Source organism: Nocardiopsis potens DSM 45234 (assembly GCF_000341105.1).
Lineage (GTDB): Bacteria > Actinomycetota > Actinomycetes > Streptosporangiales > Streptosporangiaceae > Nocardiopsis_A > Nocardiopsis_A potens.
Genome location: NZ_ANBB01000008.1, coordinates 102,616 through 127,698, shown reverse-complemented (window position 1 = coordinate 127,698; position 25,083 = coordinate 102,616). Strand labels below are relative to the sequence as shown.

At 76.7% G+C, this 25,083-nt stretch carries 27 protein-coding genes; 13 read left to right on the top strand and 14 right to left on the bottom strand.

Annotation, left to right across the window (positions count from 1 at the left end):
• Both D459_RS30625 and D459_RS30620 read left to right on the top strand, forming a co-directional pair.
• Nucleotides 1-638 (top strand): ABC transporter ATP-binding protein (locus D459_RS30625; protein WP_017591621.1); only part of this gene is annotated, 638 nt, incomplete at its 5' end.
• Nucleotides 635-1,378: an ABC transporter ATP-binding protein gene (locus D459_RS30620; protein ID WP_017591620.1), complete on the top strand. Its 744-nt coding sequence runs from the start codon at nt 635-637 to the stop codon at nt 1,376-1,378. The genes D459_RS30625 and D459_RS30620, both read left to right, overlap by 4 nt.
• A gap of 46 nt (nt 1,379-1,424) precedes the next feature.
• On the opposite strand, the gene D459_RS0103545 is transcribed toward D459_RS30620, so the two are convergent.
• Together D459_RS0103545 and D459_RS0103540 are read right to left on the bottom strand one after the other, a co-directional pair.
• The gene (locus tag D459_RS0103545) at nt 1,425-1,874 is read right to left on the bottom strand and encodes a pyridoxamine 5'-phosphate oxidase family protein (protein WP_017591619.1); all 450 of its coding nucleotides are present in this window, start codon (nt 1,872-1,874) and stop codon (nt 1,425-1,427) included.
• 152 nt (nt 1,875-2,026) lie between these two features.
• Complete coding sequence (locus tag D459_RS0103540; RefSeq protein ID WP_017591618.1) at nt 2,027-2,956, bottom strand: ribonuclease Z; 930 nt, start codon at nt 2,954-2,956, stop codon at nt 2,027-2,029.
• A gap of 165 nt (nt 2,957-3,121) precedes the next feature.
• Here D459_RS0103540 and D459_RS0103535 point away from each other — a divergent pair, with 165 nt between their 5' ends.
• A complete protein-coding gene (locus D459_RS0103535; protein ID WP_017591617.1) occupies nt 3,122-4,015 on the top strand; it encodes a Vgb family protein in 894 nt (297 codons plus the stop codon).
• A 141-nt stretch (nt 4,016-4,156) separates the two neighbouring features.
• Here D459_RS0103535 and D459_RS0103530 read toward each other — a convergent pair whose 3' ends face one another.
• The gene (locus tag D459_RS0103530; RefSeq protein ID WP_017591616.1) at nt 4,157-4,897 is read right to left on the bottom strand and encodes a TetR/AcrR family transcriptional regulator; all 741 of its coding nucleotides are present in this window, start codon (nt 4,895-4,897) and stop codon (nt 4,157-4,159) included.
• A 133-nt stretch (nt 4,898-5,030) separates the two neighbouring features.
• Between D459_RS0103530 and D459_RS0103525 the strand changes: the two genes are divergently transcribed.
• Nucleotides 5,031-6,254: a DUF418 domain-containing protein gene (locus D459_RS0103525; protein ID WP_017591615.1), complete on the top strand. Its 1,224-nt coding sequence runs from the start codon at nt 5,031-5,033 to the stop codon at nt 6,252-6,254.
• On the opposite strand, the gene D459_RS0103520 is transcribed toward D459_RS0103525, so the two are convergent.
• The 3 genes from D459_RS0103520 to D459_RS0103510 form a co-directional block, all read right to left on the bottom strand.
• A complete protein-coding gene (locus D459_RS0103520; protein ID WP_017591614.1) occupies nt 6,224-6,598 on the bottom strand; it encodes a hypothetical protein in 375 nt (124 codons plus the stop codon). The two genes, D459_RS0103525 and D459_RS0103520, sit on opposite strands and share 31 nt — an antisense overlap.
• A 61-nt stretch (nt 6,599-6,659) precedes the next feature.
• Nucleotides 6,660-7,430, bottom strand: coding sequence for a MerR family transcriptional regulator (locus D459_RS0103515; RefSeq protein ID WP_017591613.1), 771 nt, complete (start codon nt 7,428-7,430; stop codon nt 6,660-6,662).
• Nucleotides 7,431-7,440: 10 nt separating this feature from the next.
• Nucleotides 7,441-8,247, bottom strand: a complete 807-nt coding sequence (locus D459_RS0103510; protein WP_017591612.1) for an isocitrate lyase/PEP mutase family protein — start codon at nt 8,245-8,247, stop codon at nt 7,441-7,443.
• Nucleotides 8,248-8,373: 126 nt separating this feature from the next.
• Between D459_RS0103510 and D459_RS0103505 the strand changes: the two genes are divergently transcribed.
• Nucleotides 8,374-9,057, top strand: coding sequence for a maleylpyruvate isomerase N-terminal domain-containing protein (locus D459_RS0103505; RefSeq protein WP_017591611.1), 684 nt, complete (start codon nt 8,374-8,376; stop codon nt 9,055-9,057).
• A gap of 93 nt (nt 9,058-9,150) precedes the next feature.
• Here the strand turns inward: D459_RS0103505 and D459_RS0103500 are convergent, their stop codons facing one another.
• Entirely contained in the window at nt 9,151-9,732 is a 582-nt protein-coding gene (locus D459_RS0103500) for a TetR family transcriptional regulator (RefSeq protein WP_017591610.1), read from the bottom strand.
• 115 nt (nt 9,733-9,847) lie between these two features.
• Between D459_RS0103500 and D459_RS0103495 the strand changes: the two genes are divergently transcribed.
• Nucleotides 9,848-11,089, top strand: a complete 1,242-nt coding sequence (locus tag D459_RS0103495; RefSeq protein ID WP_017591609.1) for an MFS transporter — start codon at nt 9,848-9,850, stop codon at nt 11,087-11,089.
• A 70-nt stretch (nt 11,090-11,159) separates the two neighbouring features.
• Here the strand turns inward: D459_RS0103495 and D459_RS0103490 are convergent, their stop codons facing one another.
• Complete coding sequence (locus D459_RS0103490; protein ID WP_017591608.1) at nt 11,160-12,008, bottom strand: alpha/beta fold hydrolase; 849 nt, start codon at nt 12,006-12,008, stop codon at nt 11,160-11,162.
• Between the two features lie 60 nt (nt 12,009-12,068).
• On the opposite strand from D459_RS0103490, the gene D459_RS0103485 reads away from it, so the two are divergent.
• The gene (locus D459_RS0103485) at nt 12,069-12,608 is read left to right on the top strand and encodes a CGNR zinc finger domain-containing protein (RefSeq protein ID WP_017591607.1); all 540 of its coding nucleotides are present in this window, start codon (nt 12,069-12,071) and stop codon (nt 12,606-12,608) included.
• 901 nt (nt 12,609-13,509) lie between these two features.
• Here the strand turns inward: D459_RS0103485 and D459_RS0103470 are convergent.
• On the bottom strand, nt 13,510-13,953 hold the full coding sequence (locus D459_RS0103470) for a GNAT family N-acetyltransferase (RefSeq protein ID WP_017591604.1): 444 nt from the start codon (nt 13,951-13,953) through the stop codon (nt 13,510-13,512).
• A gap of 169 nt (nt 13,954-14,122) precedes the next feature.
• On the opposite strand from D459_RS0103470, the gene D459_RS0103465 reads away from it, so the two are divergent.
• The 4 genes from D459_RS0103465 (at nt 14,123) to D459_RS0103450 (ending at nt 17,786) form a co-directional block, all read left to right on the top strand.
• Nucleotides 14,123-15,580, top strand: a complete 1,458-nt coding sequence (locus D459_RS0103465; RefSeq protein WP_017591603.1) for a serine hydrolase domain-containing protein — start codon at nt 14,123-14,125, stop codon at nt 15,578-15,580.
• A complete protein-coding gene (locus D459_RS30610; RefSeq protein WP_086003848.1) occupies nt 15,577-16,602 on the top strand; it encodes a sensor histidine kinase in 1,026 nt (341 codons plus the stop codon). Before D459_RS0103465 ends, D459_RS30610 begins: the two co-directional genes overlap by 4 nt.
• Entirely contained in the window at nt 16,599-17,252 is a 654-nt protein-coding gene (locus D459_RS0103455; RefSeq protein ID WP_017591601.1) for a response regulator, read from the top strand. Before D459_RS30610 ends, D459_RS0103455 begins: the two co-directional genes overlap by 4 nt.
• A gap of 123 nt (nt 17,253-17,375) precedes the next feature.
• A complete protein-coding gene (locus D459_RS0103450) occupies nt 17,376-17,786 on the top strand; it encodes a DUF4440 domain-containing protein (RefSeq protein WP_017591600.1) in 411 nt (136 codons plus the stop codon).
• 20 nt (nt 17,787-17,806) lie between these two features.
• Here D459_RS0103450 and D459_RS33465 read toward each other — a convergent pair whose 3' ends face one another.
• From D459_RS33465 to D459_RS0103425, 5 genes are all read right to left on the bottom strand, one after another.
• The gene (locus D459_RS33465) at nt 17,807-18,826 is read right to left on the bottom strand and encodes an FG-GAP repeat protein (protein WP_017591599.1); all 1,020 of its coding nucleotides are present in this window, start codon (nt 18,824-18,826) and stop codon (nt 17,807-17,809) included.
• A gap of 120 nt (nt 18,827-18,946) precedes the next feature.
• Nucleotides 18,947-19,501 carry a GNAT family N-acetyltransferase gene (locus D459_RS0103440; protein ID WP_017591598.1) on the bottom strand — a complete coding sequence of 185 codons (555 nt, stop codon included), beginning with the start codon at nt 19,499-19,501 and terminating at the stop codon, nt 18,947-18,949.
• A gap of 106 nt (nt 19,502-19,607) precedes the next feature.
• Nucleotides 19,608-20,498 carry an alpha/beta fold hydrolase gene (locus D459_RS0103435; RefSeq protein ID WP_017591597.1) on the bottom strand — a complete coding sequence of 297 codons (891 nt, stop codon included), beginning with the start codon at nt 20,496-20,498 and terminating at the stop codon, nt 19,608-19,610.
• The gene (locus D459_RS0103430) at nt 20,495-21,169 is read right to left on the bottom strand and encodes a TetR/AcrR family transcriptional regulator (RefSeq protein ID WP_017591596.1); all 675 of its coding nucleotides are present in this window, start codon (nt 21,167-21,169) and stop codon (nt 20,495-20,497) included. Before D459_RS0103430 ends, D459_RS0103435 begins: the two co-directional genes overlap by 4 nt.
• A 327-nt stretch (nt 21,170-21,496) precedes the next feature.
• Nucleotides 21,497-22,249: an SAM-dependent methyltransferase gene (locus tag D459_RS0103425; protein WP_017591595.1), complete on the bottom strand. Its 753-nt coding sequence runs from the start codon at nt 22,247-22,249 to the stop codon at nt 21,497-21,499.
• Nucleotides 22,250-22,748: 499 nt separating this feature from the next.
• Between D459_RS0103425 and D459_RS0103420 the strand changes: the two genes are divergently transcribed.
• Nucleotides 22,749-23,933 (top strand): ROK family transcriptional regulator, encoded by a 1,185-nt coding sequence (locus D459_RS0103420; RefSeq protein ID WP_017591594.1) that lies wholly within the window; start codon nt 22,749-22,751, stop codon nt 23,931-23,933.
• Between the two features lie 53 nt (nt 23,934-23,986).
• A complete protein-coding gene (locus tag D459_RS0103415) occupies nt 23,987-25,075 on the top strand; it encodes a substrate-binding domain-containing protein (RefSeq protein ID WP_017591593.1) in 1,089 nt (362 codons plus the stop codon).
• Nucleotides 25,076-25,083: the final 8 nt, after the last annotated feature.

Sequence of the window (25,083 nt, the reverse complement as noted above, 5' to 3'; positions counted from 1 at the left end):
GGCGGCCCCGCGGGCCCCGCCGCGCCCTGGCCCTGGAGCTCCTGGAGGCGGTCGGGATCCCCGACCCCGAGCGGGTCGCGTCGAGCTTCCCCTCGCAGCTCTCCGGCGGCCAGCGGCAGCGGGTGGGCATCGCGGCGGCCCTGGCCGTCCGGCCCCGCCTGCTCCTCGCCGACGAGCCCACCACCGCGCTCGACGCGACCGTGCAGCGCCGGGTGCTCGACCTGCTCGACACCGTCCGCCGGGACCGGGGCACCGCACTGGTGCACATCACCCACGACCTCGCCGCGCTCAGCGGCCGGACCGACCGGATCGCGGTGATGTACGCCGGGCGCATCGTCGAGACCGGCCCCGGCCCGGCGGTGCTCACCCGGCCGCGCCATCCCTACACCCGGGCGCTCATCGACAGCACCCCGCGGCTGAGCGCACCGCGCCGGCCGCCGCTCCCGCAGATCCCGGGCGCCCTGCCCGAACTCGTCCGCCCGCGCCAGGGGTGCGGGTTCGCGCCGCGCTGCGCCGCGGCCCGCCCCGTCTGCTTCGAAGACCGCCCGCCCGAAGCGGCCGGGCCGGACGCGGGGCACACCGCCGCGTGCTGGTTCCCCGTCGGGCAGGCCCCCGACCGCTCGGAGGTGCCGGCATGACCGTCCTGTCCGTCGACGACGTGCACATCGGCTACGGCCGCGGGAGGCGCAGGGTGCACGCCGTGCGCGGCGCCACCTTCGAAGTGGCCGAAGGGCGGGCGTGCGGCATCGTCGGGGAGTCCGGCTCCGGCAAGAGCACGCTGGCCCGGGCCGTCGCGGGCCTGGCCCGGGTCGACGCCGGCCGGATCACCGTGCACGGCGCCCCGCCGGCCCCCCGGCCGGGGCCGGGCGGGGTGCGGATGGTCTTCCAGGACCCGGTCCGCTCCCTCAACCCCCGCCGGCGCCTCCTGGACATCGTGGCCGAACCGCTGCGGATCGCCGGGACGCCGGCCGCCGCCGCCCGTGAGCAGGCCGGCCGGATGATGCGCGACGTCGGCATGGACCCGGACGACTTCGGGGCCCGCCTGCCCGCCGACATCAGCGGCGGGCAGGCGCAGCGGATCGCCATCGCCCGCGCGCTGGCCGCCGAGCCGTCGGTGCTCGTCGCCGACGAACCCGTCTCCGGGCTCGACATCTCGGTGCAGGCCGGCATCGTCAACCTGCTGCACGAGCTGACCGCCGGGCGCGCGACCGCCCTGCTGTTCATCTCGCACGACCTGAGCGTGGTGCAGACCCTCTGCGACCAGGTGGTGGTGGTCAACGGCGGGCGCGTCGAGGAGCAGGGAGACACCGCCGACGTGTTCGGGCGCCCCGCGACCGGCTACACCCGGGAGCTGGTCGCCGCCGCCCCGGACTTCTGACCCCCGGGCGGGGCCGGCCGCGGCGGCCGGCCCCGCCCGGGGGCGCCTACCCCGCGGGCTTGGACAGGTCCCGGGCCACGGTGCGCTCGGGCGTGAACCGGACCAGGCGGGCGTCGTCGGCGAAGCGCCGGAAGTCCGGGTGCCAGGCGCTCTCGTCGCCGCCCAGGTAGCGGCGGAGCTTCCGCCGCGCCAGGGCCGGGTCGAAGGGCGCCGTCTCGGCCATGCCGTACATCACCACCTGGAGGAACTCCATCCGCTCCAGGTCGCAGGTGTCCACCGCCACCGAGGCCCGGGGGTCGCGCTCCAGCTGCCGGCCCATGGCCGCGTAGGCGCCGGTGATCCACCACAGGGCGCCCCGCTCCCACAGGTACCAGACCGGCCTGACCGCGGGCGCTCCGGACGGGCCGAGGGTGGCCACCCGGGCGACCAGGGGGCGCTCCAGGAAGGCGTCGACGTCGAAGGGGTGCGGGTCCCGGTCATCGGAGGAGGCGCTCATCCCCTCACGCTAGGCGCGGGGCGGCCGGGGCACCACGGCCCCCGGCCCGCCCCGGGGCGTCCCGGACCGGGTTCCCGCCGGCGGCGCCCCGGGGCCGCGGCCGCCCTTCTGCGCACCGGGCGCCGCGCAGGCCGGCCGGTGCGGCGGAGCGCTCAGGGGCGGCGCTTGGGGACCTTGATCCGGGCCAGGTCCTGGGCGAGGACGATGTCGCCGGAGAAGTGCGCGGCGGCCTCCTCGATGAAGCGCGGGTCCTGGTCGGCGTCGTAGCGCTCGGAGATGTGGGTGAGGACCAGGCGGCGGACGCCGGACTCGGCGGCGATCCGGCCGGCCTGGCCCGCGGTGAGGTGCCGGTAGGAGCGGGCCAGGGACGCGTCGGCGTCGAGGTAGGTGGACTCGATGACGAGCAGGTCGGCGCCGTCGGCGAGGCGGAAGGCGTTGTCGCACATCCCGGTGTCCATGACGAAGGCCATCGCCTGGCCGGGGCGCGGCTCGGCGCAGTCGGCCAGTGCGACCGTGCGGCCGGAGGGGGTGCGCAGCTCGCCCTCGCGCTGCAGCCGGCCGATGTCGGGGCCGGTGACCCCGGCGGCGGCCAGCCGCTCGGGCACCATCCGCCATCCGTCCGGCTCCTGCACCCGGTACCCGTAGGCGGGGATGCTGTGGTCCAGCGGCAGCGCGGTGAGGTGCAGCCCGTCGTCGCCGAGCGGGCAGGCGCCCTCGCCGCCGACCGGCTGGCCGACCACCGGCCGGGAGGAGGTGAAGGAGGTCGCGTGCCGCAGCCGCCGCCAGTACTCCTCGCCCTGCTCCGGGTAGACCGCCCGCACGGTGTGCTGGACCCGGTCGCGGGAGATGCGCTGCACCACCCCCGGCAGGCCGAGGCAGTGGTCGCCGTGGAAGTGCGTCACGCAGATCCGGGTGATGTCGGCGGCGGCCAGCCCGGCGAACCGCATCTGCCGCTGGGTGCCCTCCCCCGGGTCGAAGAGCAGGCCGCCGCCGTCCCACCGGAGGAAGTAGCCGTTGTGGTTGCGCCGCTTGGTGGGCACGGCGCTGGAGGTGCCGAGGACGACGAGTTCGCGAACGGACATGGTGGGATCCTGGCAGAGAACGGCGGGGCGTGCGCCGCCGCCCTGGCGCCGCCGGGCCCCGGCGGCGGAAAACCGGTTGCCGGCGGCGGCGGACGGTGGCAGGGTTCTCCGGCGGTCCGGCCGTACCCCGCGCGCCGCGCACCAGCCCACCGGAAAGGCGGCCCGATGCCCGAAACCACCACCCCCGGCGTCCGGGAGGTCCCCGTCTCGGACGGGAAGGCCGGCCCCTACGGCATCGCGGCCGGCCCGGACGGGGCGCTGTGGCTGACCCTGGTGCACGGCGGCCGGATCGCCCGGCTCGGCCTCGACGGGGCGGTCGCCGAGTACCCGCTGGAGCTTCCGGACTCCCGGCCGATGGTCATCGCCCCCGGCCCCGACGGTGCGATGTGGTTCACCCTGGGCGGGGCGGACGCGATCGGCCGGATCTCGGTGGACGGGGAGACCTCCCTGTTCCGGCTGCCCCGGGCCGGGAGCGCGCCCTACGGGATCACCGCGGGCCCCGACGGCGCGCTGTGGTTCACCGCCCCGGGCGCCGACCGGATCGGCCGGATCACCACCGGCGGGGAGATCACCGAGTACCCGCTGCCGTCCCCGGGGGCCTTCCCCGCCGTGATCGCCGCCGGCCCGGACGGGGCGCTCTGGTTCACCCTCAACCAGGGGAACGCGATCGGGCGGATGGACACCGGCGGCGGAACCACCGTCCACCCGCTGCCCGAGCCGGGGGCGGGCCCGGTGGGCATCGCCTCCGACGGCGAGGCGCTCTGGTTCGCCGAGCTCCTGGCCGGCCGGATCGGCAGGATCTCGGTGGACGGCGCGATCGAGGAGTTCCCGCTCCCCGACCCCGGGTGCCGGCCGCACGCGGTCGTCGCGGCCGCCGCCGGGGAGTGCTGGTTCACCGAGTGGGCGTCCGGGCGGGTCGGCCGGATCACCGCCGGCGGCGGGACCGCCGAGTACGATCTGCCCGCGCGGGACTCCGAGCCGCACGGCATCGCGGTGGGCCCGGACGGCGCGCTGTGGACGGCCCTGGAGACCGGCGCCGCCGCCCGGGTGGCCCGGTAGAACGCCGCCGGGAAAAGGACGCTGAACACCGGAGGACGCCCCGCCCCCTGCCTCCGATGATCGGCCCTGCCAGAGCGCTCTGGCAGGGCCGCAACGCCAAGATCATCGCCCTGGGGCGGCGCTCCGGAACGCCCGCCCTTCTCAGTCCCGCCGCTCGGAGCGGCGGCGCACGTCGGCCTCCACCCCGTCGAGCAGCATGCGCAGGCCGGACTCGAAGTGGTCGGCGGGGCCGCCGAGGGCGTCGCCGACCGCGGCCTCGGCCCACAGCGGGTAGGCGGAGAAGTCCACCCGCCGGGCGATGTAGGCCCGGTGCCGGGCGTCCCAGGGCTCGTCGCCGCCGGCGCGGTTCTCCTCCTGGTCGGCGGTGAGCCGCGCGACGCCCTGCACGTAGGCGTCCACCGACTCGATGACCGAGGCGTTCTCCACCGGGGACAGGCCGTTCTCGGACAGGGCGCGCAGCGCCGACTCGTACCAGGCGAGCAGGTTGGGGCCGAGCAGCGGGCGCTCGGTCAGGCGCAGCGCCCACGGGCGGGCGCGGAACATCGCCCAGTCGCGGCGGGCCCAGGCCTCGATCCTCTCCCGCCAGGTGCCGGGGAGGTCCTCCGGCAGCGGGGCCTCGGCGACGATCGCGTCCAGCATCAGCGCGGTCAGCTCGGTGCGGCTCGGCACGTAGGTGTAGAGCGACGCGGTGCCGATGCCCAGCCGAGAGGCGACCCCGCGCATGGACAGCCCGCGCTCGCCCTCCTCGTCGGCGAGTTCGACGGCGGCCGCGACGATGCGGCCCAGGTCGAGGCCGCGCCTGGGCCCGCGCCGCGGCTCGGGGTGCTCGCCCCAGAGCAGGCGCAGTGCGGCCGTCGGATCGGAGGTCTGCCGTTCGCTCATCTTGCGCCCATCATAAACCCCGTATAGCGTTCGGAGTTACAAGTACTCCGAACGCTGTTCGATGTTTCTAGGGGGAGCGGCCATGGCGACCGAAGAGAGCGCCCCGCGACCGGCGGGCCGGAACCGGGGACCGATGCGCGGACCGGTCCGGGCCGGCGAGCGCTCCCTCGCCCCCGACCTCGCCCGCGGCGCGATGCTGCTGCTGATCGTCGCCTCCAACACCGTCTTCCACCTCTGGGCGGCCCGGACCGGGCCGGCCGGCTGGCACCCGGTCGACGGCGGCCCGCTCGACACCGCCGTGCAGTTCGCCATGGTCACCGCCCTGGACCTGCGGGTCTTCCCGCTATTCGCGTTCATGTTCGGCTACGGCATGATGCGCCTCCACCGGCGCCAGACCGAGGCCGGCACCGACCCGCGCACCGCGACCGCCCTGCTGCGCAGGCGCGGCCTGTGGCTGCTGCTCTTCGGCTCCGCCCACGCCGCGCTGCTGATGGCCGGCGACATCGTCGGCGTCTACGGGATCCTCTGCGCCGTCCTGGGCACCCTGTTCATCCGGCGCGGCGACCGCACCCTGCTCACCGCGGCCGGCATCGCGCTCCTCCTGCTCGCCGCCCTCACCGCGCTCACCTACCTGGACGCCGCCGCGCAGCCCGCCGCGGCGGCGCCCCCGCAGGGGCCGACCTCGGCGGACCTCTACGCCTCGACCGAGACCGACCCGCTCGCCGCCGCGCTGACCCGGCTGGAGACCTGGGCCCTCACCGTCACCCTCGGCGGCGCGCTGTTCTCCTTCTCCTTCCACGCCGCGATCCTGCTCGGGTTCTGGGCCGCCCGCCGCGGCGTCCTGGACCGCCCCGGCGACCACCTCCCGCTGCTCCGCCGCACCGCGGTCGCCGGCATCGCGATCGGCTGGGCCGGGGGGCTGCCCGCCGCCCTCTTCCACGTCGGCGCCCTGGACCTGCCGGCCGCCTACGCGGTCGAGACCGGGCCGCTCTTCATGCTCCAGGCGCTGACCGGGCTGCCCGGCGGGCTCGGCTACGCCGCCGCGATCACCCTGGCCGCGCACGCCATGCCGGCGCGGATCCGGTCCGGCCTCCCGGTCGCGCTGACCACGGCGGTGGGCAAGCGGTCGCTCTCCTGCTACCTCGCGCACTCGGTGCTCTTCTCCCCGGTGCTGGCCGCCTGGGGGCTGGGCCTCGGCGCCCACCTGGGCAGCGCCACCGCGCTGCTGTACGCCGTCGCCGTGTGGCTGGTCACCGCGGTCGGCGCCCACCTGCTGGAACGCGCCGGCCGGCGCGGCCCCGCCGAGGCCGCGCTGCGCCGCCTCGTCTACGGGGGGCGGACGGCGCCGGCCGGGTGACCGCGGCCGCCGCGAACCGGCCCCGACCCCCGCTCCGCGTGCGGTGCCCGGCGGCGATGTCCAGAGCGGCGGCGACGGGCCCGGACCGGACCGGCCCGGACCGGCCCGGGGACGTCGGAGCGCAGGCTCAGAGCCGCTCCTCCAACCGCGCGCAGACCGGAGTGGTCGTGGCCGGGGAACAGCTCGGGGAACACGTCGAGCATGGTCTTCATCCGCTCGGACGCCGTTTCGAAGTCGTACGTCTCCCTCAGTTCCTCCGTGATGCCGCAGAAGAGGAACCGCCACCCGGACGCCCCCTTGGTGAGGACGAGGGCGTCCAGGTACTCCTGGTGGTCGATGTCCATGCGGAGGGTGTCCAGGCCCAGGTGGAGATAGCACGGCTCCGGGTCCGAGCCGCCGCCCCGGTCAGTCCGGCAGCGGGACGCCCGCGTGGTCGCGCAGGTAGGCGTGGAAGGCGGCGGAGGCGCGGAGCCGGAGCAGGCTGCGGCGGTGCAGCTCCTCCTCCCGCTCGGCCAGCCGGGCGCGGGCCCGCTCGGCGCCGCCGGTGCTGCGCATCTCGGCGACCGCGGCGGCGACGAGCGGCAGCGGGTAGCCGCCCCGGCGCAGCAGCGCCACCGCGTGCGCGATGCGCAGCTCGGCCGCGTCGAAGACCCTGTGGCCGGTGGCGGGGTCGCGCCCGGGGCGGAGCAGCCCCTTCTCCTCCCACACGCGCAGCGCGGAGGTGCGCATCCCGACCGCGCCGGCCACGTCGCCGATCCGCGCGCCGCCCCGGGGCACCCGGAGCCGGCCGGCCCCCTCCGGGTCGGCGGCCAGGTCCTCGAACATCCCCAGCACCCGGGCGATGTCGGCGCGCTCGGCGTCCAGCTCGGCGTGGCCGGCGTCGACCAGCGCCAGCGCGGCGGCGGCGTCGCCGCCGTGCACGGCCTGCATGATGCCGTAGGCGCGCTGCCAGCCGTGGCCCCGGATCAGCTCGCGGGCGGTGAGCAGCGCCTCGGCGTGCCGGCGGGTGAAGATCCGGTAGTTGCTCGGGGTCCGCCCGACCGGGGGCAGCACCCCCAGGTCGACGTAGTTGCGCACCTGTTGGACCGAGACCCCGGCGGCCCGGGCGATGTCGCCGATCCGCATCCGCTCCTCGGGCCCGGCCCCCTCGGGCCGCGGGCGGCGGTCCTCCGGCACGGCCTCCCCTTCAGGACGGGCGGAAGGCCAGGTCAGCGGGGAGCGGGCGGCCCGCCGAAGCCTCCTCGGCCAGGCGGCGCAGCGCGGCGTAGGCCGCGCCCATCGGCCCCGGCCCCATGCTGACCCGGGCCACGCCGGCCGCGGCCAGCTCCGGCAGCGGCGGCCCGTCGGCCGAGGCCGCCACCGAGACCCGCCCGTCCAGCGCCTCGACCAGCTCCCCGATGACCGGGACCGTCGCGGCGCCGAGCACGAACACGCAGTCGGCCCCGGCGTCCAGGAAGGCCCGGCCGCGCCGGACCGCCTCCCGCACCGGGAGGCCCGAAATGAGCGCGTCGGTGCGCGCGTTGAGCACCAGCGGGACACCGGCCCGCTCGCCCGCCTCGCGCACCGCTCGCAACCGCTCCAGCTGCTCGTCCAGCGGGCGGAGCGGCCCCGCGGGGTCCCCCTCGGGCAGCCCGTCCTCGATGTTGCAGCCGACCGCGCCGGCCTCCAGCATCCGGGCCGCGCTCGCCCCGACGGCGGCCGCGTCCGCGCCGTAGCCGCGCTCCAGGTCGGCGCTGACCGGCAGGTCCACCGCCGCGGCGACCCGGGCGATGCCGTCCAGCATCTCCTCCAGCGGCATCCGCTCGCCGTCGGCGAACCCGCGCGCGGCGGCGATCGACCAGCTGGCGGTGGCCAGCGCCGCGGTGCCGGGGACCGCGGCGACGGTCCGGGCGCTCGCCGCGTCCCAGACGTTGACCAGGACCAGCGGGTCGCCCGGGCGGTGCAGTTCGCGCAGCCGCCGCGCCCGGTCGGCGGACTCTTCGGTGATCGGCACGCGAGGAGCCTAGCAGCGCACCCGGACCGCGCCCGGGCGGCGGTGCGGGCGCGGCGCGGAGCGGGTGCGGGCCGAGTGCGTGTGGGAGCCGCCCCTCGGCGGGGTCGGGGCGCTAGCGTTTCCGGCATGGACCGCACCGAGACCGTCGCCGCGCTGGACACCGAGATCCGCGAGCTGACCGGGACCCTGCAGGGCCTGACCGAGGAGGAGGCGCGGCGGCCGACCCGGTGCGCCCCCTGGGACGTGGCCGCGCTGGCCGAGCACACCGTGGGCGCGGTGCACCGGCTGGCCGTGGTGCTGGACGGCGCGGCCCCGGCCCGCGCCGAGGTCTCCGCGCTCGGCTACTACTCCCCCGACGTGCGCTTCTCCGACCGGGTGAACCGGGAGCGGGTGGACAGCGCGATGCACGCGGCCGCCCTCCGCGCCGACCCGGGCGAACCCGGCCGGGCCCTGGAGGCGGTCTGGCTGGAGGTGGAGCCGCGCCTGCTCTCCGCCCCGGCCGGGCGCACCGTGCTCACCCGGCACGGCGACGCGATGCTGCTGGACGACTTCCTGGTGACCCGGGTCGTGGAGCTGCTGCTGCACGGCCTGGACCTGGCCGACGCGCTGGAGCGCGGGCCGTGGACCACCGCCGGGGCGCTGGCGATCGTGGAGCGCCTGCTGTTCGGCGGCGCCGGCCCCAGGCCGCTCGGCGCGGTGGGCCTCACCGCCCTGGACGCGGTACGCGCCGCCACCGGCCGCGCCCTGCCCGGCCGCCCCGGCCGGGAGGCCCTGGACGGCGCCCGGGTCAACTTCCTCGCCCTGGGCTGAGCCGCCGCGCGGGGACGGCCGGGGCGGGGGCGCCACGGGGGCGTGCGGCCGTTCCGAGGGCAGGACCGCCGCGCACCGGGCGGTCCCGGGGCCTCAGCCGCCGGCGCCGGCGAGCATCGCCCTGGCGGAGGCCGCCAGGGACCGGCGCATCTCCTCGTGGTCCATGCCGCCGGTGATGAGGCGGCGCAGGTGGCCCGCGCTCTCGGCCCAGTTCACCAGGGAGAGCAGCATGAACAGCAGTACCTCGGGGCGCACGTCGGAGCGGACCCGGCCGGCCCGCTGGGCCGCGGCGACGACCTCGGCCTTGCGCCCGTAGCGCTCGGTGCGCCACTCCTCGGCGGGGACCGGCCCCTCCGCGTAGTGCAGCTCCTCCCACATCAGCAGGCGCAGGTACTCGGGGTGCTCGCGGTGGTAGTCCAGCACGCGCACGGCGTATTCGGCCAGGTCGTCGCCGTCCTCCAGGGGGACCTCCGAGGACAGCCGGGAGCAGGCGTCGGACAGCACCGTGGCGAACAGCCGCTCCTTGCCGCCGAAGTAGTCGTAGATGGCGCGCTTGTTGGCCGAGGCCGACTCCGCGATCCGGTCGACCCGGGCTCCGGCGATGCCGTGCTCGGCGAACTCCCGGGTGGCCGCTTCGAGGATGCGGGCCCTGGTGGCCGCGGCGTCGTATCCCATGGGCGCAGCATACACATCCGAACCGGATGGTTCGTTCGGTTCTCCGGAGGTGTATGGTCGTGCATCGAAGACCGAACCAACTGGTTCGTTTCATCTCTGCCCGGAGGAGTGCACCGTGGTCCAGGAAAGAACGGCCGCAGAGGGAACCACCGGAGGCCGGACCGGCCCCCGCCCGGCGGAGCCCTCCCGGACGCTGGTCGCCGTGCTCGCGCTGGCCTGCGCCGTCACCGTCGCCAACATCTACCTGAGCGCCCCGCTGCTCGGACTGGTCTCGCACACCTTCGGCGTCTCCGCCGACCGCGCCGGGCTGGTGGCCACGGCGGGCCAGTTCGGCTACTCGCTCGGCCTGCTGTTCCTGCTGCCGCTGAGCGACACCGTGCGCCGCCGCCCGCTGCTGCTCCTGCTGGTCCTGGGCACCGTCGGCGGACTGGCCGCGGCGGCCGCCGCCCCGGGCCCGTCCGCGCTGGCCGGAGCCGTCCTGGCGGTCGGCGCGTTCACCGTGGTCCCGCAGCTGCTGGTCCCCGTCGCCGCCTCGCTGGCCGGGCCCGAGCGGCGCGGCCGGGTGGTCTCGGTGCTGCAGGCCGGCGTGTTCACCGGGGCCATCGCCGCCCGGGTGGTCGGCGGCGCCCTGGGCGAGTTCTCCGGGTGGCGGGCGGTCTTCGCCGCCGCCGCGGTGTGCACCGCCGCGGCGGGCGCGCTGACCATCGCCCTGCTGCCGCGCTCCGCGGACGTCCCGGCGTCCTCCCCCGGGACGCCGCGGCCGTCCTACCCGGCGCTGCTCGCCTCGCTCCCCGGGCTGCTGCGCGAACCCGCGCTGCGCCGGTCGCTGCTGCTGCAGGGGACGGCCTTCGCGGTGTTCAACATGGTCTGGACCTCGCTGGTCTTCCTGCTCACCGGGCCGGGCTACGGCTACACCACCCTCGGCGCCTCGCTGTTCGGCGCGTTCGGGGCGCTCGGCATCGCGGTGGCCCCGGCCGCGGGCCGGGCCATCGACCGGTTCGGCCCGCTCCCGGTGGTCGGCGCCGGGTTCGCCGGGATCTCGGCCGGCGCGGCGCTGCTGCTCGCCGCGCACACCGGGTGGATCGCCGCCGCGGCGGGGATCGCGGTGCTCTACGCCGGCCTGCAGGCGGCCCAGGTGGGCAACCAGACCGCGGTGCTGGCGGCGCGCCCCGAGGCCGCGGGCCGGATGAACACCGTCTACATGTTCGGCACCTTCCTCGCCGGCGCCGCGGGCTCCGGCACCGGCGCGGTGCTGTACGAGGCCGGGGGCTGGACCGCGGTCGGCACCGCCGCCACCGGTACCGCGCTGGCCGGCGGCGCCCTGTGGGCCCTCTTCGCCCGGCGCGCCCGGAGGTGAGCCGGCGGGCCCGTTCCTCTGCCGGCCGCGGGCCCTGCGACCGGCGGAGGAACGGGCGGGTCCCGGCCGGTCAGTCCGCGAGGAAGGCCGAGAGCAGGGCGGCCAGGCGGCCCGGGGCGTCCTCCTGGACCAGGTGGCCGGCGCCGGAGAGCAGGTGGAACTCCGCGCCGGGGATGCGGGCGGCCAGTGCCTCGCCCCGCTCCGCCGGGATCCATTCGTCCTCGGCGCCCCACACCACCGCGACCGGCATGGACAGCTCGCCCAGGCGGTCCTCGAACTCCGCGGTGTGCCGCTGGTCGGCCTGGGCGATCTGCCGGTAGAAGGCGGCCCGGCCCTCCGCCCCGGTCCAGGGCCGGACCAGCGCCTCGCGCAGCCCGGCGCGGAGGCCCTGGTGCGTCCCGCCGTCGACGTAGGCGCCGACCACCGCCTCGTGCATCTGCGGCGGGAGGGCGCCCAGCACCGCGGAGTGCTCCTGGCCCAGCCGGTAGAACGGGCTGCCCCAGGGCTGCAGCGCCACCGCGTCGGCCAGGGCGAGGCGGCGGTAGCGCACCCCGCCGAGCAGGGCGGCGCGCAGCGCGACGGCGCCGCCGATGTCGTGCGCGGCCACCGCGGGCGCCTCCAGCCCCCAGTGGTCCAGCAGCTCGGTGAAGACCCGCTGCTGCGCGGGGAGTGAGACGTCCTGCCCGCCGCGCTTCTCCGACAGGCCGTAGCCCGGCATGTCCCACAGGTACACGGTGTGCCGGGCGCTCAGCGCCTCGGCCGCCTCCCGCCAGACCAGGGAGGAGAAGGGGGTGCCGTGCAGCAGGACCACCGGGCTGCCGGAGCCCAGCCGCCCCCAGGCGACCTCGCCGTGCGAGGAGGGGAAGCGCTCGTTCAGGACCGCGCCGATGTCCGGAAGGTTCTCGGTTACCGTCTTCATGGCAATGACGGTAACAAGAGGCGTTACCGGTAGGCAAGGCGAGCCGGTAAACTTTCCGGTATGACCTACGACCGGCCGCCCGCCCCCGAGGACCTGGAGCCCGTGGAGTCCTTCTGCGACTCCGCCCGCTTCCTCTACGGCGAGGACTCCTTCGCCGACCCCGCGTCGGCCCGCTCCTGGCTGCGCGAGCACGGGCACGCCGCGGCCGCCGGCGCCCTGGACCGGGCCGGCCTGGAGCTGCTGACCGGGGTGCGCGAGGCCGTCCGGGGCCACCTGGAGGGCGACGCCGAGGCGCGGCGGAGGCTCACCGCGGCCGCGGCCGAGCTGCTCGGCGCCCCCCGGTGGGACGAGGACGGCTCCCTGGCGCACCCGGTCACCGCGCAGGACCCGGTCCGCGCGCTGGCCGGATCGGTCCTGGCCGCCCTGGCCGCCGCGGAGCCGTCCGGGCGCCGGGCCCGGCTGAAGGTCTGCCGCTCCCCCGAGTGCCGCTGGGTCTTCTACGACCGCTCCCCCGCCAACAACGCGAGCTGGTGCAGCATGGACATCTGCGGCGCCCGGCACAAGATGCGCACCTACCGCTCCCGCCGCACCGACCGGTGAGCCGGTACCGCGGCCCGGGCGAGGACGCCCTGCGGAACCCGGCCGGCGGGGCCTCCCGCGTCTTCCCCGCCCGGGCGGCGGCCTCCGGGGCGGAACCGGGCCCGCCACCGGGCCCCGGCCCGAAGGCGGCGGACGGGTGCCGGACCGCCCCGGCCGCTCCCCGGGGTCTCCGCCGGCGCCCGGCCGGCCCGCAGCCGGAGCACCGCCCGACCCGCCGCGGCCAGGGAGAGCCGCTGGCGCTGCCCGGTCGACAGCGACGAGGGGGACCGGTCTGCGCAGGCCGCCAGCTCGAACAGGTCCACGGCCGCCGCCACCTCCAGCCGCCCGGGGCCGTGCGCCGCGCGCACCAGCTCCAGGTGCTCCCCGGCGGTCAGCCCCGGGTACCAGGCCGGCTCGTCGCCGACCAGGACGACCTCGCGCCAGAAGGCAGGGTCGTCTTCCCGGCGCCGTTGGCGCCGAGCACGGCGATCACCTCTCCGGAGGTGACAACTATTTCATCAGCGCTTCTCGATGATCCTCCGTTGCCATCGCCTCAGGCGGTTCGGCGGTCCGGCGCGCATGCAGGGCGTTCACCGTCAGAGCGCCCGGAAGCGGGCGTCTCTCGAGGAGAGCACCGCCTGGCACCGGAGCCCTCGCCGGGAAGTCGCCCGGAGAGGAGAAACGCCTCGTGGCGACCGCGTGAGACCTCGCTCTTCGGAGCCGGCGGCGGTCGGTGAAGCAGGAAGAAGACCGGCGTAAGGAACGCTGGGATTCACTCAACGGGCGACCACGAGGTCGACTCCGCGCAGCACCGGAGCGCCGCCCAGCTCCGCGCCCACACCGCGGGCCGTGATGATCGGTTCGGTCACCGGCCCAGCCTAGGGCCCGGGGCGGCGCCCTCCTCCCGGGCCGGCCGGGGCGGTCAGCGCTCCGGGCGGACCATGAGGATCAGCGTGTGCCCGGTCTCCTCGTCCGGCCGGCGCCCCCGCTCCTCGAAGCCCATCAGGCCGTAGAAGCCGCGGGCCCGGTCGTTGCCCTCGAACACCTCCAGCCGCAGCTCGCCGCGGAGCGCCGCGGCGTGCTCCACCAGCGCCCGCCCGGTGCCGCGCCCCTGCGCCCGGGGGTCGACGAACAGCCCGCCGACCTCGTTCCCGAGCAGGCCCAGCAGGGCGACGGCGCCCCCGTCCTCCTCCGCGACCCAGTTCTCGGCCTCGCGGAGGTAGACCTCCCGGAGCCTGCGGGCCCGGTCCCCCTCGCCCTCGCCCTCGATGAACGGGTGCGCCCGCTTCGAGGCGCGCGACCACAGGTCCACCACCGCGTCTTCGTCGGAGGCCCGATAGCGCCGGATGATCGGCTTCGTGTCCATCCGGCGGATGCTAGGCGGGCCCGCCGGTCGGATCAAGCGGTTTTCCGGCCCCCGGGCCCGGCCGGCGACCATGACTTTCGTCGGGGGTCGGCCGGGACGAACCGGGGATCCCCCGCGGGGCGCGCCTTTCTAGCTTCTCAAGGGTCCGCAACGACCCGAGGAGCACACCGTGAGAACCACCAGGTTCACCGCCGCCGCGGCGGCGGCCGGAATCGCCGCGTCGGCCGCCTTCCCCGCCCCCGCCGCCGCAGCCGCGGAGCCCTCCGGCGGCGCCGGGGGGCTCACCCCCGCCGCCGTCGACGCCTACCTGGAGCGGGCCCTGGAGGAGAGCGGCCTGCCCGGGATCTCGGTCGCGGTGGTCCGCGACGGGAAGGTGGTGCACACCGCCGGCTACGGGCACGACTCCGAAGGGGAGCCGGTCACCGAGGACACCCCGATGCGCATCGCCTCGCTCAGCAAGTCCTTCACCGCGATGGCGGTCATGACCCTGGTCGAGGACGGCGCGATCGACCTGGACGGGAGCGTCACCGACCAGCTGCCCGAGTTCTCCCCCGCCGACCCGCGGGCCGACCGGATCACCGTGCGCGACCTGCTCAACCAGACCTCCGGGCTGTCCGACACCGAGATCGACGTCGAAGGCCTGCGCGACGCCTCCTCCCTGGAGGACTACGTCTCCCGCCTGGACGGGGTCCGCCTGGCCTCCGACCCCGGCACCCGGATGGAGTACTGCAACATCAACTACGACCTCGCCGCCCGCCTGGTGGAGGCCGCCTCCGGCGAGCGGTTCGGCGACTACGTGCGCGAAGCGGTGTTCGAACCGCTCGGCATGGAGCACAGCGGCCTCAGCGACGACGAGGTCCCCGTCGCCGACGGCCACAACTCGCTGTACGGGCTGTGGATCCCCCGCGCCGAGCGCGCCGACTTCAACGACGACAGCGGGGCCGGCGGGGTCGTCTCCACCGCCGCCGACATGGGCCGCTGGCTCACCGCGCACACCGGCGGCCCCGCCCCGGTCGGGGAGGAGTCGCTGCAGGCCATGTACGCCCCCTCAGAGGCCGACGACTACGCGATGGGCTGGTCGCCCGAGACCGGCCCCGGCGGGGCGGAGCTGATGGTGCACAGCGGCAACCTGTTCACCTACAACGCCGCCCAGGGCTTCGACCCGGAGACCGGCGACGGCTTCGCGGTGATGAGCAACGGCGCCCCGATCGCCGACGAGACCTACACGCTCATGCTGGGGCTGGCCGCGCTCGGCCGCGGCGAGGACCCGGAAGGTCCCGGGACCGCCCGCAAGACCACCGACGCCGTGCTGGCCGCACTCGGCGCGCTCGCCCTCGGGCTCGGCGCGGCGGGAGTGCTCCGCTCCCGCCGCTGGGCGGCCCGGCGCACCGGCCGGCCGGCGTGGCGGACCGTGCTGCGCATCCTCCCGCCGCTGGTCCCGGCCGCCCTCTTCGCCGGCTACCCCGGCACGGTCTCGCTGCTGTCCAACGGCCGCGAGGTCACCTGGGAGCAGACGCTCTGGTTCGCGCTTCCGCTCACCCTCACCCTGGCCGCCGCCGCGCTGGCCGGCCTGGCCACCGCCGCCGCCCGGCTGCTCCGGCTGCGCGCCGCGGCCCGGCGGCCATGAACGGTAGGGTCCTGCACGTGATCAACGGCCTGCTGCTGGCCGCCGTCGCCGCGGTCGCCGTGGCCAACGGCTTCGACACGGTCTCCCTCCCGCTGTGGCGCCAGCTCCTCTACCTGCCGCTGGGCGGCGCCGCCTACCTGCTCGGGCGCTCCCTGCCGACCCCCTGGGAGCGGTGGGTGTTCGGCGCCGCCGCGCTGGCCGGCGCCGCCGCCTTCCCCGTCGACCGGGGCACCGGGCTGACCGTGCTCTTCTCGGTGGCGCTCGCCCTCGCCCTGCCCTGGCTGGCCGGCCGCTACCTCCGCCAGCAGGCCCAGCTGGTGGAGGCCGGCCGGGAGCGGGTCGCCCGGCTGGAGCGCGAGCAGGCCCACGTGGCCGAGCGGGCCCGGCTGCGCGAGCGGACCCGGATCGCCGAGGACGTGCACGACTCCCTCGGCCACGCGCTCGCCCTGATGGCGCTGCGCGCCGGCGCCCTGGAGCTCGCCCCCGGCTCCGACCCCGAGGCCCGCGCCGCAGCGGCCGAGCTGCGCTCCCTCGCGGTGCAGGCGACCGACCGGCTGCGCGCCACCCTGGCGGTGCTGCGCGCCGGGGAGGACCCCGGCACCGCGGTGCCCGACGAGCCCCCGGCCGAACTCGTCCGCCGCGCCGCCGAGGCCGGCATGCGGGTGCGGGCCGAACCGGAGGAGGGCCCGGGCCCGCTGCCGCCGCTGGCCGGGCGGGCCGTGCACCGGGTGGTGCGCGAGGCGCTCACCAACGCCGCCCGGTACGCTCCTGGGGCCGATGTCCGGGTCGGCTTCGCCCGCTCGGCCGGGGCGGTGGAGGTGTCGGTGGCCAACGGGGCACCGGACGGCCCGGCCGGCCCCTCCGGGGGCGGCACCGGGCTGGCCGCGCTGCGCGCCCGGGTCGAACTGCTCGGCGGGGAGCTGGGGGCCGGGCCCGAGGGCGGCGGTTTCGCCGTCCGGGCCCGCATCCCGCTGGACGGGCCCGCCGCACCGCAAGCACGGGAAGAGGAAGGGGACCGATGATCCGGGTCCTGCTCGCCGACGACGAACCGCTGGTGCGCGCCGGGGTCGCCACCATCCTGCGCACCGACCCCGGGATCGAGGTCGTCGCGGAGGCCGGCGACGGGCGCAGCGCGGTGGAGCTGGCCCTGTCGCACCGCCCCGACGTCGTCCTGCTGGACGTCCGGATGCCGGTCCTGGACGGCCTGGGCGCGGCGGCGGAGCTGCGCAGGGCAGCGCCGGACATCGCGGTCGCCATGCTCACCACCTTCGACGAGGACGCCTACGTGGCCCGCGCGCTGGAGGAGGGGGCCTCCGGGTTCCTGCTGAAGGCCGCGGACCCCCGCGAGCTCGTCCTGGGGGTGCGCGCGGCGGCGGAGGGCGCCGCCTACCTGTCGCCGCGGGTCGCCCGCCGGGTCATCGGGGAGCTGCGCGGCGGCCGGATGTCCCGCGGCGACGCCGCCCGCGAGCGGGTCGCGGCGCTGACCCCGCGCGAGCGCGACGTGCTGGCGCTGGTCGGCGAGGGGCTGTCCAACCAGGCCGTCGCCGAGCGGCTGTTCCTCGCCGAGGGAACGGTCAAGGCGCACGTCAGCTCGGTCCTGCAGACCCTGGGCGCGGACAACAGGGTGCAGGCCGCGATCATCGCCTACGAGGCCGGCCTGGTCGGCGGCTGAACCGGCCCGCCGCGAGCCCTTCCCCCCGCCCTCCCGGGCGGCCGGCGCGAGGCGGAACAATGGCCCTGCCCCGGCGGCGCCCCGCGCATCGGCGGCGCCCACCACCGACCAGGAGGACCCTGAATGGACACCGGCACCGAGCGGGCCGCGGCCGCGGAGATCGCCGAGCACCACCGCTTCATCGAGGCGTGGCTGCGCGGCACCGCCGACCCCGGCCGGCTCGGCGAGTTCGTCGCCATGCACACCCCGGACTTCACCCTGTGCGGCCCGGACGGCGGAGTGCTGGACCGGGACGCGGTCGCCTCCGGCTTCGGCGGCGGGCACGGCGCGGCGCCCGGCATCGGCGTGCGGATCCGCGGGGCCCGGCTGGTGGCCGAGGAGGGGGATCTCGTCGTCGCCGCCTACGAGGAGCACCAGGAGGCGCCGTCCAGCGTCCGCCGCAGCACGGTGGTCTTCGCCCGGGACCCCGGGGCCCGCAACGGGCTGCGCTGGAAGCACCTGCACGAGACCTGGATCGCGCCGCCCCAGGGGTGACCGGGACGGCCCGGCGGTGCTCAGCCGCCGCCGGGCAGGGACGAGGGCGGCAGGGCGGCGGCCTCGCCGCCGGAGAGGTCGAAGCCCCACCACGGGTCCCCGGCCCGCTGCCGCCCTTGGTCGGGCACGGCGGCGACCAGGAGTTCGGCGTCGCCGTCGCCGTCCACGTCGTCCATGAGCGGCCAACTCCAGGAGGGCTCGTAGCCGAAGTTCTCGTAGGAGCCCGGATCGGAGTCGCCCTTCTCCGGGTACGGGTCGGCGCCGGCGCTCTCCGGGCACAGCAGCACCGCCCCCTCGCCGGTCAGCCCCTCGGGGCCGCCGCGCAGCAGGATCACGTCGCCCTTGTTGAGAGGCAGGCGCCGCTCCCACACCGGGCGGTGCACGCTCGCCGCGACCTCGTCGCGGCCGTCCCCGTCGACGTCGCCGGCGGCGAGCTCCCGGCCGAACCGGTCCCCCTCCGCGGAGTCCCTGGGGACGCCCGGGGAGTCCAGGGTCAGCTCGCCGACGGGTCCCCCGTCCAGGCCGTCCGGGCCGCCGAAGAGGACCGTGAGCCTGCCCGGCTCCCCGTCGGAGTCCTCCGCGGAGGAGCCGGTCCGGTTGAGCACCAGGTCGCCGTAGCCGTCGCCGTCGATGTCGGCGACCGCACCGGAGTCGGCGATGACCGGGTCGAGGCTCTGCACCGCCTCCTCCCCCTCCGCACCGGAGAGCCGCACCTCCGCGGGGCCCCTGGTGTCCTCGAGGACGGGGAACACCACGAGGTCGTCCTCGCCGTCGCCGTTCACGTCCCCGGCGACGTCCGCGCGGTCGTCCTCGCCGTCGCCGTTCGCGTTCCCGCGGACGCCTCCCTCTTCCGCCCCGGGGCCGGAGGGCTCCTCCTCGTCCGGGGGCTCCGCGGCCCGCTCGATCGGCGGTGCGGTGGGGAGCGCGGCCCCGCACCCGGTCGAGGCGGGGTCGACGGGGCCGCCGCAGAACGAGCAGAGCAGGAGCACGGCGGCGGACGCGGACGCGACCGCGATGAGCGTCCGTCGGCGGTCGGGCATGAGGGGGCGCCTTTCCAGGAGGGGATGCCTGGGGGAGACGCGCGCCTTTCGCCCCGGGTTGCCATGGAACGCCGCGCCGGGGCGCCCCCACGGCACGGCTCCGGGGCGGGAACTCCGGGCTCAGGCCCCGGGCAGCTCCTTGGCCAGTTCGATGAACTCCAGGTCGTCGCGGCGGGGGACGCCGAAGCGCTCGTCGCCGTAGGGGAAGGGCGAGACCGCGCCGGTGCGGGCGTAGCCGCGCCGCTCGTACCAGGCGATCAGCTCCTCGCGTTGGCGGATCACCAGCATCCGCATCCGGCGGGCGCCCCACACCCGGGCCGCGTACCCCTCGGCCTCGGCCATCATCGCGCCGCCCAGCCCCTTCCCCTGGGCGGCGGGGCTGACCGAGAACATGCCGAAGTAGGCGTCGCCCTCCCCGGAGCGCTTGAGCTCGCAGCAGACGGTGAGCCGCCCGCCGGCCTCGGCCACCAGCACGGTGGTGCCGGGGGCCCGCAGCAGCGCGGTGACGCCCTCGGCGTCGATCCGCTGCCCGCCGAGCAGGTCCGCCTCGGTGGTCCAGCCCTCCTTGGAGCCTTCGCCCCGGTAGGCGGAGTTGACCAGCTCGACCAGGGCCGGCACGTCCTCCGGTCCGGCCGGCCGCGCCGCTCCGGCCCTGGTCTCCTCGCCCGCGCGCATCCGCCGCCTCCCGCTTCCCGTCGCCGCCCGTCCGCTGCGCGGATCAGGGTATACCTCCTGGCCCGGGGCACGGCGACCGGGGAAGGGCGCCCCCGCCCCCGCCGCGTCAGGCGCCGGCGGGGACGGCCTCGGCGAGGAACCCGCCGATGAGCTCGTCGACCCGGTCCGGTTCGTCCAGCGGGGCCAGGTGCCCGGCGCGCTCGATGTCGGCGTAGCGGCCGCCGGGCGCGGCCGACGCGGCGCGGCGGACCGCCCGCCCGTCGACGGCCTTGTCGTGCACGCCGTGCAGCCACAGCGAGGGGGCCCGGAGCCGGTGCAGCTCCGGGACGAGGAAGGTGCGCATCCGGCGGGGCCCGTAGGCGTGGATCTGGAAGTCGTCCAGTACGAGTTCGCGGTGCGCGGCCCGGAGCCGCCCCTCCTCCTCGATCCGCGCCATCATCCACGGGTAGCCGGGGGTCTGCGCGCCCCGGACCAGGTGCGCCCGCATGGCCCGGTGCAGCACGGAGGGGCGGGCCAGCAGGCCGGTCGCCCTGCGCAGCGGCCACTCCCACTGCAGGAGGCACCAGGTGGGGAACTGGGCCGGGCGGACCTCCTCCAGGCCGCCGGCGCCGATCGCGGCCAGGGCGGTGACCCGCTCCGGGCGGGAGGCGGCGTAGCCGGCGGCGACCGAGCCGCCCATGGACAGCCCCACCAGCGCGGTCCGCTCGATGCCGAGCAGGTCCAGCAGCTCGTCGACCACGGACTCCAGGGCCGCCTGGTCGAGCCGCCCCGACCAGGGGCGCGACCCGCCGTGGCGGGGCATGTCGACCGCGATGACGTCGCGGTCGCGGGCCAGGTGCGGCAGGAGGGAGTGCCAGATGAGCGGGGCGCTGTCCAGCATGGCCCCGTGCAGCAGCAGGACCGGCGGCGCGCCGGGCGGGCCCGCCCGGTACACCCGCAGCGGGCCGCCGGAGAGGCGCAGGTCGGTGGGGTCGGTGAAGGCGCCGGCGGGGGTCATTCGGCTCCGATCTGGGCGTCGAGGCGGTCGAGCAGGGCGGTGTGGGCGCGGCGCGCGGCCTCCGGGTCGGCGCGGGAGGCGGGCTCCTCCCAGCCGGCGCTGATCAGGTCGGCCATCAGGGAGACCGCTTCCGCCGGCCGCTCCGGCGGCAGCCCGCCCAGGGCGGAGGCCGCGTTGGCCAGGCCGACGCCGAACACCGACATCAGCACCGAGGCGGCGCCGGGGTCGAGGTCCGCGCGGATCATCCCGGCCCGCTGCAGGTCGGCGAGGTAGTCGCCGAGCCAGTCCATCCGGGCGCGGTAGCGCTCGGGTCCCTTGGTCCGGACGTAGTCGCCCAGGACGTCCTCGTCGGAGAGGTACAGGGCGAGCATGAGCCGGTCGCCGAGCAGGGCCTCCAGGCCGAACCGGAAGGCGGCGGAGAGGGAGACCGGTTCCGGGGAGGCCGCGGCCCGCTCCCGCACGTCTCGGGCCAGGTCGCGCATGGAGCGGGCGAGCAGTGCGTCGAGCAGCTCCTCCTTGGAGGCGAAGTCCAGGTAGACGGCGCCCTTGCCGACCCCGGCGCGGGCCGCGATGTCGGCGATGGTGGAGCGGCGGTAGCCCTTCTCCAGGATCACCTCGCGCGCGCGGTCCAGCACGGTCCCGGCGCGGTCGGGGATGGTCGGTCGGGGCACGGGGTCCTCCTCGGGCCGCTCCGGCAGTGTAGTGACCAGAGTAGTCGATTCGGTCACTACATCCGCGCCCCTCCCCCGCACGGTCGGTTCAGGGGCCGCTCCCGGGCACGGCGCAGACCCCCGGCGCCGGCACGCCGGCGGGGAGCACGACGCCGTGGCCGAGCCGGGCGGCGGCTCGGTGAAGAACCCGGTGGCGGCGCGGGCGAGCGGCGCCCCCGCCCTGGTGCCGCGACTTCGGTCCCCGGGCGGCGCCCCGGGCTCCGGTCGGAGCCCGGGGCGGGAGTCCGGGGGAGCTGGGAGGGGCGGCGCGCCGCTTCCGGCCCGGGGTCAGCGGCGCAGCACGAAGACGCCCCAGCCCATCTCGTCGCGGCCGTACTCCAGGTGGCCGCGGCGGCTCCGGTCCAGGAAGCCGCGCATCCCCTCGGCGTCGGGGTGGCCGGGGTTCTCCCGGAGCCAGGCGTGGACCGCCCGCCACTGGGCGGCGATGTAGCGGTCCCAGTCGTCGGGGGCGGAGAGCACCATCTCGACCAGCTCGAACCCGGCCGCCGCGATGCGGTCGGCGGTCCCGGGCAGGTCGGCGTAGTCGTCCGGGCCGAAGCCGTGCGCCTCCAGGCACCCGGCGCTCGGGGTGCCGTGCCAGTAGACCTCGCCGACCAGCATCGTGCCGCCCTCGGCGAGCAGCGGGGCCATCAGCTCCAGGGTGCCCGCCAGGCCGCCGCCGATCCAGGTGGCGCCCAGGCAGGAGACGACGTCGAAGCCGCCCCGAGGGGCCTCCTCCCGGGCGTAGCGGGCGGCCTCGCCCTCGACCAGGCCGACCCGGTCGACGACGCCGAGGGAGGCGGCGCGCTCCCGCGCCGCGGCCAGGAACACCGGGCTGAGGTCGACCCCGGTCCCCGAGGACCCGTACCGGTGCGCCCACCGGCAGAGCAGTTCGCCCTTGCCGCAGGCCAGATCGAGCACCCGGGTCGCCGCGGTCGGCGCGCAGATCTCGCCGACCAGGTCGAGCTTGGCCTCGCTGAGCGGGTTGAGGATGGTGTGCAGCGCTTCGGCGCGCTCGTGGAATCGCAGTGCGTTGCTCATCGCCCCGGATGATCCCGCGCCGCCCCGCGCCGGTGCCAGTGCTTTTCCGGTGCGCCGCCCCGGTTCGGCCGCCGAGGGAGGCGGTGAAGTGGAAGGCGGGGACGGCCGCGCCCACCGTCGGGTGGAAGCGGTGCGCGGCGTGCCGTCCTGGAGTCCGGGTGGAGCCGGCCGCAGCCGAGGGCGGCGGCGCCGGCCCCGGGTTCCGCGAACGCCCCGGCGAGCCGGTGGCCCTGGGGGCGCGGTTCGGCGTCGGCCAGGGCGGCGAACTCCTCGGGGCGCCGATGCCCGGGCCGCAGCTCCGGCATCGTCCGGGCCGGGACGGGCCGCACCCTTTCGTCGGGATCGGGCGGATCTCCGGCGACTTTCGTCGATTTTCGACGAAAGGGGGATTGACGGTCGCCATAACCAGGCATAGTTTCGTGGCCCGGATCACACTCAGGGGTGTGCGGCCGCCCGCGGACCGCGCGCCCGCGCTCCCACCGAGCCCTCGGGAGGCCGCGTGAACTCTCCGGGCGACGTCCTGGACCTCATCAGCCGGGGCGATGCCGGCACCCGGGCCGAACTGGCCCGGATCACCGGGCTGGCCCGGTCCACCATCGCCCAGCGGGTGGAGGCCCTGATCGCCCACGGCCTGGTGGAGGAGCGCGAGACCGGCGCCTCCACCGGCGGGCGGCCGCCCCGGGTGCTGCGGCTCAACACCGACCGCAACCACGTCGTCGGAGTCGACCTCGGCGCCACGCACTGCCGGGTGGCGCTGATGGACATCGGCGGCGCCCTGCTCGCCGACCGGGAGGACCCGCTGCTCATCACCGAGGGCCCGGAACCGGTGATGCGGCACATCGAGGAGCGCATGCGGGAGCTGCTCGCCGAGGCGGGCCGCCCCCTGGAGACGGTCAAGGCGGTCGGCATCGGGGTGCCGGGCCCCGTCGAGTTCGCCACCGGCCGCCCGGTCAACCCGCCCATCATGCCCGGCTGGCACGAGTACCCCGTGCCCGCCCACTTCGCCGGCCGCTACGACTTCGACGTCCTGGTCGACAACGACGTCAACACCCTGGCGCTGGGCGAGCTCCGGCACGGCCGCACCGCCGCGGAGAACCTGCTGTTCGTCAAGGTCGGCACCGGCATCGGCTGCGGCATCATCGCCGGCGGCCGGCTGCACCGCGGCGCCCAGGGCGCCGCCGGCGACATCGGGCACATCCGGGTGCCCGGCGCCGGCGACGCCCCCTGCCGCTGCGGCAACACCGGCTGCCTGGAGGCGGTCGCCGGCGGCGGCGCCCTGGCCGCCCGGCTCACCGAGGCGGGGGTGCCGGCCGCCGACGGCCGCGCGGTGGCCGCCCTGGCCGCCGCCGGGGAGCCGCTCGCGGTCCGGCTGGTCCGCGAGGCCGGCCGCGGCATCGGCGACGTCCTCGCCGGCCTGGTCAACTTCTTCAACCCGGAGGCCATCGTCGTCGGCGGCGCCCTGGCCGCCGTGCACGAGCCGCTGCTCGCCGGGGTCCGGGAGGTCATCTACCGGCGGTCCCTGCCGCTGGCCACCAACCGGCTCACCGTGGCGCCCAGCGGAGCCGGCGAGAAGGGCGGCGCGCTCGGCGCCGGCCGGCTCGCCATCGACCACGTCCTCGCACCCGAGCAGATCGACCGGGCCCTGGCCGGGCGCGCGGCCGGCCCGGCGAGCGCGGCGCGGTGACCCGCCCGCACCCAGGCGACATCCCCCGAACATCCAGCACATGGAGGCCCACGATGGGTTCGAAACCGCTTCGGCGCACCCCCGGCCGGTACGCGCTCGGCGCGCTGGCCGCCGCCGGCACCGTGCTCGCCGCCACCGCCTGCAGCACCCCGGAGGGCGGCGGAGGCGACGGCGGCGCCGAAGGCCCGTTCACCATCGGCGTCAGCAACGGCTTCATCGGCAGCGAGTGGCGCGAGCAGATGCTGTCCACCCTGGAGGACGCCTTCGCCGGGTACCAGGACGAGGGGGTCGTCGACGAGCTGGTGGTGGAGAGCGCCGACGTCGACGTCAACGGCCAGATCCAGCAGATCCGCAACCTGATCCGGTCCGACGTGGACGCGATCATCGTCAACCCCAACTCCCCCACCGCCCTGGACCAGGTCTTCGCCGAGGCCGCCGAGCAGGGCATCCGGATCGTCGCCATCGACCAGGCGGTGGAGTCCGAGCACGTCACCAACGTCGTCATCGACCAGGCCGAATGGGCCTCGATCTCCGCGGAGTGGCTGGCCGAGGAGGTCGGCGAGGGCGGCGAGATCATCGCCGTCAACGGCATCGACGGCCACCCCGCCAACGAGGACCGCTGGGAGGGCGCCCAGGCCGTCTTCGACGAGGCCGGGGTGGAGGTCGTCGCCAACGACTTCGCCGAGTGGGACCAGAGCAAGGGGCAGACCGTCACCCGCGACCTGCTCACCGGCAACCCCGACGTGGACGGGGTCTTCGTGCAGGACGGCATGGCGCTCGGCGCGTTCCAGGCCCTGCAGGCCGAGGAGAAGGTCGGCGAGATCGCGATGACCGGCGAGGCGCGGGTCGGCTACATGAAGCAGTGGGCCGAGCAGCGCGAGGAGAACGGCGACTACAGCAGCATCGGGGTGCCCAACCCGCCGTCGGTGTCGGTGTCGGCGCTGCACGTCGTGGTCCGGATGCTGCAGGGCGAGGAGCTCGCCGCCGACTCCCTGGACGGCAACTCGCTGTTCCTGCCCATCCCCGACCCGGTCACCGACGAGAACTTCGACGAGCGCTTCGACGAGGTCGCCGACGAGCCCGACGCCTACGCCGTCGACCACGCCATCACCCGCGAGGAGGCCGGCGCCTACTTCGAGTAGGCGCCGCA

Excerpts from the sequence above, each read along its gene's own strand:
- D459_RS30620 (WP_017591620.1), top strand. The coding sequence starts at position 635 with ATGACCGTCCTGTCCGTCGACGACGTGCACATCGGCTACGGCCGCGGG.
- D459_RS0103545 (WP_017591619.1), bottom strand. The coding sequence starts at position 1,874 with ATGAGCGCCTCCTCCGATGACCGGGACCCGCACCCCTTCGACGTCGAC.
- D459_RS0103540 (WP_017591618.1), bottom strand. The coding sequence starts at position 2,956 with ATGTCCGTTCGCGAACTCGTCGTCCTCGGCACCTCCAGCGCCGTGCCC.
- D459_RS0103535 (WP_017591617.1), top strand. The coding sequence starts at position 3,122 with ATGCCCGAAACCACCACCCCCGGCGTCCGGGAGGTCCCCGTCTCGGAC.
- D459_RS0103530 (WP_017591616.1), bottom strand. The coding sequence starts at position 4,897 with ATGAGCGAACGGCAGACCTCCGATCCGACGGCCGCACTGCGCCTGCTC.
- D459_RS0103525 (WP_017591615.1), top strand. The coding sequence starts at position 5,031 with ATGCGCGGACCGGTCCGGGCCGGCGAGCGCTCCCTCGCCCCCGACCTC.
- D459_RS0103520 (WP_017591614.1), bottom strand. The coding sequence starts at position 6,598 with ATGGACATCGACCACCAGGAGTACCTGGACGCCCTCGTCCTCACCAAG.
- D459_RS0103505 (WP_017591611.1), top strand. The coding sequence starts at position 8,374 with ATGGACCGCACCGAGACCGTCGCCGCGCTGGACACCGAGATCCGCGAG.
- D459_RS0103500 (WP_017591610.1), bottom strand. The coding sequence starts at position 9,732 with ATGGGATACGACGCCGCGGCCACCAGGGCCCGCATCCTCGAAGCGGCC.
- D459_RS0103490 (WP_017591608.1), bottom strand. The coding sequence starts at position 12,008 with ATGAAGACGGTAACCGAGAACCTTCCGGACATCGGCGCGGTCCTGAAC.
- D459_RS0103485 (WP_017591607.1), top strand. The coding sequence starts at position 12,069 with ATGACCTACGACCGGCCGCCCGCCCCCGAGGACCTGGAGCCCGTGGAG.
- D459_RS0103470 (WP_017591604.1), bottom strand. The coding sequence starts at position 13,953 with ATGGACACGAAGCCGATCATCCGGCGCTATCGGGCCTCCGACGAAGAC.
- D459_RS30610 (WP_086003848.1), top strand. The coding sequence starts at position 15,577 with ATGAACGGTAGGGTCCTGCACGTGATCAACGGCCTGCTGCTGGCCGCC.
- D459_RS0103455 (WP_017591601.1), top strand. The coding sequence starts at position 16,599 with ATGATCCGGGTCCTGCTCGCCGACGACGAACCGCTGGTGCGCGCCGGG.
- D459_RS0103450 (WP_017591600.1), top strand. The coding sequence starts at position 17,376 with ATGGACACCGGCACCGAGCGGGCCGCGGCCGCGGAGATCGCCGAGCAC.
- D459_RS33465 (WP_017591599.1), bottom strand. The coding sequence starts at position 18,826 with ATGCCCGACCGCCGACGGACGCTCATCGCGGTCGCGTCCGCGTCCGCC.
- D459_RS0103440 (WP_017591598.1), bottom strand. The coding sequence starts at position 19,501 with ATGCGCGCGGGCGAGGAGACCAGGGCCGGAGCGGCGCGGCCGGCCGGA.
- D459_RS0103435 (WP_017591597.1), bottom strand. The coding sequence starts at position 20,498 with ATGACCCCCGCCGGCGCCTTCACCGACCCCACCGACCTGCGCCTCTCC.
- D459_RS0103425 (WP_017591595.1), bottom strand. The coding sequence starts at position 22,249 with ATGAGCAACGCACTGCGATTCCACGAGCGCGCCGAAGCGCTGCACACC.
- D459_RS0103415 (WP_017591593.1), top strand. The coding sequence starts at position 23,987 with ATGGGTTCGAAACCGCTTCGGCGCACCCCCGGCCGGTACGCGCTCGGC.